This is a genomic window from Ilumatobacter sp., from assembly GCF_039969435.1.
Lineage (GTDB): Bacteria > Actinomycetota > Acidimicrobiia > Acidimicrobiales > Ilumatobacteraceae > Ilumatobacter_A.
Window position 1 is genome coordinate 1 of sequence record NZ_JBDVNU010000020.1, and the last position, 8,494, is coordinate 8,494.

Below are 8,494 nucleotides of genomic sequence, written 5' to 3' on the forward strand. Positions count from 1 at the left end.
CCGGCAACACTGCATCACCGACCTCGGCAACGGAACCATCGAGGTCCGCATCGACCAAGGAACATCCACATACGTCCGCCAAGTACCCGGCACCTTCCCACGCAACGCCCGAGTCATCTTCGAAGACCACAACTACACACCGACGAAGGAACAACCGAGCAACATCACGTTCACCTGGCACTGGGACAACCTGATCGTCAGGCCGTGACAGGCGGGTCGGTCACTTCGGTAGCCGCCTGACGACGATCGTCGCCGGCGCTCCGGCCACCAACGAGTCGGCCGGAACATCGTCGTTCACCACAGAGTTCGACATCACGACCGCACCATCGCCCACCGTGACGCCTGGCAGGATCACGCTGTTTGCTCCGATCCACGCGCCGGCACCGATCGTCACCGGTCGACGGTGGAGTCGCCCGGCACGCCGCGTATGTCTGCCCAGGTCGTGGGAACTCGTGAGGACCATGACGCCGTGACCCAGTGCGGCATCGGCGCCGATCGTGACGCAGTCGTTGAGCTCCAGCGTGCAATCCACGTTGAGCATGGCTCGCGGTCCGATCGTCAAGCGGGTCTGAATCCGTCCGGCGCCGTAGAGCCGAGGCACACCGAAGAGCGCAGCATCGGGACTGATATTCCATCCGACGAACCCCAGCAGACGAGTTCGCGCTCTGATGAATGCGATCGACGGGAGCAGCCCGATCAGCCAGGAGGTGGATCGCGTCCACGGTCTGATCGGCAAGAGTTCGTCCACGAGAATGATACGGACTCTTTGGAGCGTCGACGAGAGGGATGGACGAGCGGCGCCCGACATCGCTCTGGTCAACGACCCTGTCGCGCAACGACGAGCTGCGCGATTCGCCCCAGCGTCGTCATCTCCCGCAGGTCGTCCGGCTCCATGGCCACACCGGTCGATTCCTCGATGGCGATCATGACGTTGAGTTGGCGCAGTGAGTCCCATCCCTCGACGTCGGCGAGCTCGGCATCCGTGTCCAACTCGGCCGGATCGACGTCGAGCGCTTCCGACACCAGCGTCAGGATCAGGTCGGTCGTCTCATCGGTCATGTTGCTCCTTCGGAAAGTGGCGAGTCTCGCACGAGCGTGAGCCATTCCGGCAGATCGATCGTCGTCGAACCGACGTCGAGTACCCAGGTTTCGACGTCGGACGAGGAGATGCGTTCGGAGAAGCCGTGGCGCCCGTAGAAGCCGCGCGCAGGCAGGTTCTTCGCCGTCGGTACGAATTCGCCGACGAGTTCGGTGACCTCTGCGGCACGCGCCGCTTTGCTGATCGACTGGAGCAGTGCCGCCTCGACGTCTCTCCCGATCACTCGGCAGCTCATCAGGAGGGTGTCGATCCGCCATCGATCAGGCAGCTGTTCGACGAGCGCCGTTGCGACGAGTCCGTGATCACCGAAGCGGTCCGATGCGCTCAAGGCATAGACCGACCACGCCGGGTGCTCGGCGAGTTCGATGATCTGCTGCTCGCTGTAGCGACGGGTCGTCATGTTGAACTGATTCGTCTTCTGCGTCAACTGCGCGACGCGAGCGAGTTCCCATTGCTCGGCGGGTGCCACCTGCACCTCGGTACCCAATGACCGCAGGTATCCCTCGAGACTCGTCGCCCCTGCCTGGCTCTGTGAGCGTTTTCGCTCGCGCACGTAGTAGTCCGACCGCTGTCGATCTTCGGGAGTCAGCTCGAGACGTTCGAACAGCGGGCAGCCGCGTACGGCCGCGGCCATACTGCACGGATCGGTCGTGACGGAGAGCACGGCCACCTCGGGAAGTTCTGTCGCGATGAGAAGCCGCTCGGCGGGATTGTCGTCGAGGAATGCCAGTGCATCGAGACCGATGTTCAACTCCGCTGCGATGTCGCGCAGCCCGGTCGCCTTGTCCATCCAACCGATGCGAGTTGCATGGAAGTCGTCGCTGCGCAGAAGCATCTCAGGATGTCCGTCGATCGCTGCAAGGGCGTCATCGTGATCGTTCTTGCTCGAGATCGCAAGCAGAACCCCGCGTTCGCGTAGCTCTCGCAGCGTGCGCTGGAGATCGATGAATGCGGCTCCAGGCCCTTCTGAGTCCAACGCGAGCCGATCGAGCCCCTCCTCCCCCAGCACTCCGCCCCACATCGTGTTGTCGAGATCGACGACGATCGCCTTGGCGAGTCGCCCCGAGACCGGATGAAGGATCCGAAGCCATCCTTGGGCGACGGCAGTCAGTGCAGCGGCTCCGAGCGGCATCCGCATGCTGTTCCATTTGCGCTCATCGCAGAACTCGCGTCGCCCTACCGACGCCACCAACGCGTTCCAATCCAGGAAGTGGACGTCGGTCATCTCACCCGTCACAGACTCCAGTTCACGGTTCACGTGTTCGACCGCTGCATGCTGACCGAATTGCTCGCGCCGATCTGCGACCCCCAACGACAGGTCACCCGGCGTTTCGAGCCCGTGGACGATCAGAGGGACGGAGGATCGCTCGCGGAACGCTCTCACCAGCCCACAGAGGCCGTCGACGGTCTCGTCGGCAACGAGCCGTCGGCTCTCGGAGTCGGTTGCGGTGCCGGACCACAGTGCTGGTGCGACGTCGCGGGTGTGCACCGCCAGCACCACCGCGTCCGGAGCCGCTGCTCCGTACAGCGTGCTCTCCGAATCGAGGATGTCCCGAGCGTACGTGTTGAAGTCCGCGACGGTGACGTCGACGTCGAGCCCGGTGAGCAGACCGCCGGCGCGCACGATGGGAACAACGGGTTCGAGCGTGAATGACCTGAGGACCGTCAGCTGGAACGGCCGGGCTGGAACGCGCGAGTCGGCCGCGCGTCGCCACCGACCGGTCACGAAACCCGCTTGAGCTGGACCGCCGTGGTGCGCCCACAAATGCTGGAGGATCAGCCGTGCACTCGCCTGGTCACCAGCTTCGATTGCGGAGTCGACCGCCTCACGGAGCTCCTTCGGTGCCGCGTCAACAGAGAGGATCTGATCCACGGCCATAGGCGTGAATCTTAGTGCTCCTGTCCAGGTGCAGAGGTGACACTTCCGCCGTGAGGTGAGCCCGCGTGGTGGATCCTGAGACCCACGAAGGAATCACCACCGTGACCTCAGATCAGATTGTGAATCGCCGACTCGTGTGTGTGAGGTGCCGGTCGCGGCGGGTTCAGGTTCGTAGCGTCTGGTGGATCGTTGGTCGGGTTGTTTAGTGAAGCGCCTGCAACCTTCGGGTTGGCTCTCCCAGGGTTTGCCGCCCGGCCAGCGACCGGTGGCGGTCTGGTTCAACAGAGGTTCTGCGCGTAGTGCTGCTCGACGTGACCCCCGGCGGCGCAGCAATCGCGATCACTGCGAAGCCGGCGTCCACGTTGCTCCGATCGATTCGTCCCGCATCGTCGGCGGAACGCACCCGCAAGGAACTTGCTAAGGACCTCGTGCGCGAGCTCCGCGCAACGAACACTCCGATCTCGGATGATTCCATCACATCCTCCTTGGGCTCGGATCTCTGTCTGGATTCGACCGTCCGACTCCGGGCCTGGCTGCCGTCAACCACCTTACGAATCGGCCCTGAAGCGCATGTTCCTGTCAGAAGTCAACCGGACCCGAACACGACGAGCGGCAACACCCCCCGAGGCCATCGAAGTGACAGGGGCGCAAAGCCCTACCCGCCGTGTCGAGCGGTCAGCCGCAAGTCTGCCTCACGGCCTACGACCAAGGTAAGGGGCAGCCCGTTGCATCAAAACCGCCGAAGCCGGTCCCGCCACTGCCTTCGGTTCGCCACGGCCGACGTGATCCGTTCGGCAATCCGCGCCAGCTGGCGGTCGCTCGAGAATTGCTTGGCCCGATCGAAACCTCTGGCACCCATCTGTGCGGCACGGTCGGGGTCGCCGAGGAGACAAATCACGGCCTCGGCGACGGCGTGGGCGTCGTCAGGGTCAACGAGGAGTCCGGTTTCTCCATCGACGACTGCGTCGCGGCAACCTCCTTCGCTGCTGGCGACCGTCGGCCGGCCAGCGGCTGCCGCCTCGACGAACACCATCCCGAACCCTTCGACGAATCCGGTGTCGGGGTCGCAGCGCGGAACCATGGTGTACACCTCGGCAAGGCGATAGTACGCCGGGAGGTCGTCCGGCGACACGTAGTCGAGAATGAGCATCCGGTCCGCGACCCCGACTTCGGCGGCGATTCCCATGATGCGGCCTGCGTCGCCCTTGCCGATGATCATGTACCTGACGTCGGGAAAGCTCGCGGCGATCTCCGGCAGGGCCTGGACGACGCGGTCGTGTCCTTTGCGGAGTTCCATCCGTGCGACCGTCAGGATCAGGCGCTGCCCCCCAAGTCCGTGCCTTCTTCGAACCGTGTCGACGTGATCGTCGTCGGCTGGCGCGAATGCCGAGACATCGATCCACGGGTGCACGACGTCGACCGGCCTCGGACGCCGCATCAGCGATTTCGACTGCTGAGCGCTGAAGGAGCTGTTTGCAATCACTGCGGCGGCCCGGGCCAGGGCCATGCCGCTGAGTCGCGGTGCGATCCGCTGCGATGATCGGAACGAGACGTCCTCACCGTGGGTGTACACGACGTAAGGAGTTCCGAACGTGAACCGGGCGACCATCGCTATCAGCGCCGTAGGGAACGCAGCACCGCACACGATGACATCGGGGCGGAACGTGAAGCACAGCCGCAGCAGGGCAACGGCTGATTGCGCCGATCCTGATCTGCGCCAGTGCCACGCGGCGATGCGATGGATCGGAAACGGCTGCCGGGTATCGAAATCGGCCTCGGCGTCGATGTCGAAGGAATACGTGAGCACAGCAACGTCGTCGCCACGTTGCGCAAGCGCCTGGGAGATGTCGTCGATGAGCTGGCCGCTGCCGCCGACGCCGGGTCGATAGAAGGGCGTGAGCACGATGACCTTCACGGGAAGCGGCCTTGCAGCCGTGCTGCGCTCAACGTGCACTCGATCAGGAAGGCAACCGTCATCGGATCGGTGCGCCCGGGCATCGAGGTGATCCATCCGGCCTGCGTGGCGACAGCGTGCAAGTCGAACATCTCTCACGATGCCCGAATCGGTTCGCAACACGTCCACGTCGATGACCATGGCGCCGTTTGACGTGCTCGGGCTCGGGCTCGGGCTCGATCATGTGCGCCATGATCGGACCGTCATCGCCCACCAGGACCTTGGATGTCGGCGCACACTAAGGCGACGATCTCGTCGCACAACGAAGCCCATCTCTCACGATCGTCGGGGTCACGGTCGCAGCATAGTTGGCCAGCTGGCGTCCCCACGGGAGGCGACTTCTCGGCGGGCGATCGCCAAGTACCGCGTTGAGCGTGACGCTCGGCATCCGGCTGCGGCGCCAACGCTCCCATCCCGAAGCCGCTCCTCGGATGCCCGTTTCCGGTTGTTGCCTCGATTCATTGTTGAGTCCGGATTTCTGCTGTTCGGCTCGCGTTCTTGCTGGTGCCACTGCCAGCATCCAAGGGAACGTCATGGCCGACCTGCCGGTGAGATCACGCTCGCCGGGAACGAACGTCGACATCTCAATGGTTAGGCGCGTCGAGACGTGGGTGCGCACGGTTTGGCGAAGCGCTGCTGATTGTGCGGGCGACGCGAGTCCCGTCGAGTTGATGGGCAAACAGATCGCCGCCAAAGGTCGCGTGCAATCCGGCAACGATGCCGAAGTGGCGACGACCTCGCCGAACAATTCGTGACCGACACGCTGGAGACGAACTCGAAGTGTGCCGCGCATTGGTCGACGAGATCGACGGCCGAGCGTCACGAGATCGGCCGATTCAGCGTCAACATCTCGGGCCCTGCGGTGTCCATCAGTACGGCGCGACCGCCGGACACCTCGAACACCACGTGCCTGCTTCTCGTGAAGGAGGGCTTTAGCGCACGTTCTATCGGTTGAGCCCAGTTGTAGCGCCAATCGGAGTGTCCGCTCACGCTAGCGATTTCACGTCAGTACCTTTCGAATTCGAACGAAGTCCCTGTCTCACGAAGACAGTACGTACGTCGATAAGGGCCCAGTTGTGATCCATGATGGGCCATGGAAAGAATCCAGCGGGTTCGAAACCTGCGGCTTCGAAGACGTCGAGCTGCTCCCGATACGTCGGCTGGCCATCATAGATCGTTTTGAGCGAAAGGTTTGTCTGAATAATCACGATCTTTTCCAACAGTCCTGTCGCTCCAGCGAAGGCCTCGAGGTCCCACCCTTGAATATCCATCTTCAGGAAGATCCTGTCCAGCACGGACAAATCGACCAATTCCGGGAGGATTGAGTCGAGCCGTTGAACCGGAACCGTTATCGAGTTCAAGGGCTCAGAAACGAAATTCCAGTGGCGAATCGCATTCTCGTCCGGTGGAAGAAACGAACCAAGTGTCGGCCCGGCCGAAAGAATCAGCGACTTCTCGTTCCTTTCCCGTCCGATCGCCGTCTGGTGTGTTCGCCAAAGAAGATCGGTCGCAGCTCTGCTGGCGAGCACCGAGAAGGCAGCGGGGTCCGGTTCGAAGGATACGATTTCGCCGCTGTAGCCACCCTTACGGAGACCAGCCGTAGTCCGGCCGTCGTTTGCGCCGACGTCGGCGAGGCACGTCACGTCGAACTCAAACATCAATCTTGGAAGCAGCAACTCAAGTGTCACTTGTGGGTTCGTTCTGCCAACCTCCACCCCGATCTTTCGAAGCCACCTTTTGATCAACGCCTGCGGATCCACCAGCTTGGTCCTCCAATCGTGAACTCATGCCGATCACGCGAGTTCGGAAATGCGAACCTAGTGCTTCCCGTCCATGTGTAGTGAAACGCCGGCTTCGATAGAGGCTGTGTGTGGGCCCCTGATCTTGGACACCCTCGTGAGCTCGATGGCGGATCATTGCACGGAGAGCGCGAACCCCTTGGGACTACTCACCTAGTGTTGTTGACCTGCTGCAACGCCGTGCATCGCACGCAGCATCCGAACCACCGGCTCGGCAGCGTCCGACGCTCCGACCGAGATCAACGCAACCGTCTGGTCCGTTGCGAGTGCTTCGAGGCGTTCGATGTGGACGACGGCTCCGCCGTGGGCCGCTGCCCACATCTCCGCAGCAACTTCGCCGGCGGCCTTGGCGGCGGCATACTCCAGGAAGTCGGGTCCGCCATCAGTGACGTAGATGCTCGAGGGGTACAGCACCACGAGCTGCGTCGAGTGGGCGATCACCGCATCTGCGATCCGCAAGAAGCCGTCCACGTAGGCGTCGACCAAGCGATCGAAGAGGTCCCGATCGAACCGACGCAGACGTCGGGCGGAGATGCGCGGACTCGCGAAGTAGAGCAGGTGTGTGTACGGCACGTCGGGGTGCAGTTCGACGTCGACATCGTTCACGTCCAACTGTGTCGATTCGGCGGCGAAGCCGGCCGCGCGAATATCGGCCACCACTCGTTCGGCCTCTGCTCGACCGCGATGCCACGACAGCGTGGAGTGGCCGCCGCCCGCCGCGATCAGTTTGGCCGCGACCTCGCCGAGGCCCCTCGACCCTCCAACGATCAAGGCGTTCACATCGCAGAACTCCTGCGGCTGCACCATCGTGCTGAGTTCCCCGGTCGCCCGCTGAACCGTCGGTCGTGGCCGAACGAACGCCCGAACCTCTCCGTCGAGCACCAGCCCGCGCACCGCAAGTTTCACCGTCGAGAACTTCGCGTTCACCTGTGACACCCGATAGTCCACTCCTGACGGATGAACTTCTCTCTCACCCGCATCGGACACCCAGTCTGGATCCGGTCGAGAAGCCAGGCGAACTGCGAACCCGCCGAACAACGAGTGGAGACCAGGACACTCCATGCCCACGATCGTCGACAGTGCGGCGATGGCAGCGACGCAATCCGGGCCGAGCCGCACGGCCAGTGCCGGGAATCGCTCGTTCCAGCCGTCGAGTGGCCCGGGAGCAATCACGGTGCCCGTGTCGCCTGCAAGGTCGTCGAGGTCACGATCTCGAGGTGACCGCAGCCCGCTCGGCGTGCGGTGAGCGCCGAGCGCGTCCCACCCGTTGCCAGGGGTCGACGCTTGCCCCGAATGGAGTTCGACACGCACCGTCGTCACGACCACATCGTCGATCGTCACCCTCAGTCGGGCGGTCCGGTCATCGGTGCCGACGATCGACAGGGCCACGACATCATCGACGAAGACCGGCTTGACGAAGTCGGCCGTCAGCTTCGCGATGCCCAGGGTCGAGGACTGAAACTCCGAGCACCACACATCGAGCGCCCACAACACGACGTGTACTCCGTGCACAACGGGTCGGCCGAACATCGTGCGGCGCGCTGCGACAGGATCGACATGCATCGGATTGACGTCGCCGCTCATCGATGCGAATTGCTCCTGGTCGGTGACGTCGAACGTGCGACTGCCGATCGACTCTCGGTTGTCCATTGAGCGTCTCCTACGAGCGCATCGCTCGACAGCTCTCCGTCGAAACGTCGACGAATCGAGCGCCGTGAGCAACTTCGGCAGGCCGTGCCCCGACCTTGAGGCGCTGGCCAGAA

9 protein-coding genes are annotated in these 8,494 nt (G+C 63.3%); 2 read left to right on the top strand and 7 right to left on the bottom strand.

Annotation, left to right across the window (positions count from 1 at the left end; all coding sequences use genetic code 11):
- The coding region (locus ABJK40_RS11130) for a hypothetical protein (protein WP_348480753.1) at positions 1–208 on the top strand (208 nt) is incomplete at its 5' end.
- A 12-nt stretch (positions 209–220) separates the two neighbouring features.
- On the opposite strand, the gene ABJK40_RS11135 is transcribed toward ABJK40_RS11130, so the two are convergent.
- The 5 genes from ABJK40_RS11135 to ABJK40_RS11155 all read right to left on the bottom strand — a co-directional run bounded on the left by ABJK40_RS11135 (position 221) and on the right by ABJK40_RS11155 (position 5,024).
- Positions 221–541, bottom strand: a complete 321-nt coding sequence (locus ABJK40_RS11135) for a DapH/DapD/GlmU-related protein (RefSeq protein ID WP_348480754.1) — start codon at positions 539–541, stop codon at positions 221–223.
- A gap of 275 nt (positions 542–816) precedes the next feature.
- A complete protein-coding gene (locus ABJK40_RS11140; protein ID WP_348480755.1) occupies positions 817–1,059 on the bottom strand; it encodes an acyl carrier protein in 243 nt (80 codons plus the stop codon).
- Entirely contained in the window at positions 1,056–2,723 is a 1,668-nt protein-coding gene (locus ABJK40_RS11145; RefSeq protein ID WP_348480756.1) for an HAD-IIIC family phosphatase, read from the bottom strand. Before ABJK40_RS11145 ends, ABJK40_RS11140 begins: the two co-directional genes overlap by 4 nt.
- A gap of 985 nt (positions 2,724–3,708) precedes the next feature.
- Positions 3,709–4,893 carry a glycosyltransferase family 4 protein gene (locus ABJK40_RS11150; RefSeq protein WP_348480757.1) on the bottom strand — a complete coding sequence of 395 codons (1,185 nt, stop codon included), beginning with the start codon at positions 4,891–4,893 and terminating at the stop codon, positions 3,709–3,711.
- A complete protein-coding gene (locus ABJK40_RS11155) occupies positions 4,890–5,024 on the bottom strand; it encodes a hypothetical protein (protein ID WP_348480758.1) in 135 nt (44 codons plus the stop codon). The genes ABJK40_RS11150 and ABJK40_RS11155 overlap by 4 nt, the downstream gene beginning before the upstream one ends.
- Positions 5,025–5,306: 282 nt before the next feature.
- Between ABJK40_RS11155 and ABJK40_RS11160 the strand changes: the two genes are divergently transcribed.
- The gene (locus ABJK40_RS11160) at positions 5,307–5,687 is read left to right on the top strand and encodes a hypothetical protein (RefSeq protein WP_348480759.1); all 381 of its coding nucleotides are present in this window, start codon (positions 5,307–5,309) and stop codon (positions 5,685–5,687) included.
- A 231-nt stretch (positions 5,688–5,918) separates the two neighbouring features.
- On the opposite strand, the gene ABJK40_RS11165 is transcribed toward ABJK40_RS11160, so the two are convergent.
- The gene (locus tag ABJK40_RS11165) at positions 5,919–6,692 is read right to left on the bottom strand and encodes an FkbM family methyltransferase (protein ID WP_348480760.1); all 774 of its coding nucleotides are present in this window, start codon (positions 6,690–6,692) and stop codon (positions 5,919–5,921) included.
- 192 nt (positions 6,693–6,884) lie between these two features.
- Complete coding sequence (locus ABJK40_RS11170; protein WP_348480761.1) at positions 6,885–8,381, bottom strand: SDR family NAD(P)-dependent oxidoreductase; 1,497 nt, start codon at positions 8,379–8,381, stop codon at positions 6,885–6,887.
- Between the last annotated feature and the right edge of the window lie 113 nt (positions 8,382–8,494).